1 protein-coding gene is annotated in these 579 nt (G+C 57.3%); it reads left to right on the top strand.

Annotated elements, in window-relative coordinates; genetic code table 11:
• On the top strand, window positions 1-579 hold a 579-nt coding region (locus tag H6B51_RS18645), incomplete at both ends, for an AAA family ATPase (RefSeq protein ID WP_204884817.1).

Raw genomic sequence — 579 nt, 5'->3', positions numbered from 1 at the left:
GGCAGAAGCAGAGTTATTTGTCATTGGGCGGCGTGGGAGAAAAAGCCCTGTTGCATTTCCTTTCTGACCGTCCGAACATCAAGACCGTTTACCTCTGCCTTGACAGCGACCAAGCGGGAAACGACGCTTGCAGCCGCCTTGCGGAGCTTGTACCGGAGGGCTTGACCGTCCACCGCCTTGTGCCGCTGTTTAAGGACTGGAACGAGGTATTGCAGCACCGGGCAGAAATCACAGACGGGAAGTATATCCGGGAAGCTGTTTACGGCTTGAAAGAGCCGCCGCAAGAAGAAACCGTCGAGATTATCCGCATGAGCGAGGTTGACACACAGACCGTTGAATGGCTATGGGAGCCGTATATCCCTTTTGGGAAAGTAACCATTGTGCAAGGCAACCCCGGCGAGGGCAAGACCACCTTTGCCCTACGCCTTGCCGCCGCCTGCACCACTGGGGGAACGCTGCCGGGAATGAAACCCTTGCCGCCATTCCAAGTGATTTACCAGACCGCCGAGGACGGGCTGGGCGATACCGTCAAGCCCCGCTTGATAGAAGCCGAAGCCGACCTTGACCGCGTGCTTGTGA

This window comes from Pseudoflavonifractor phocaeensis, from assembly GCF_016901955.1.
Classification (GTDB): Bacteria; Bacillota; Clostridia; order Oscillospirales; family Oscillospiraceae; genus Flavonifractor; species Flavonifractor phocaeensis_A.
The sequence above is the reverse complement of the archived record's forward strand: the minus strand, read 5'-3'. Positions and strand labels throughout refer to the sequence as shown.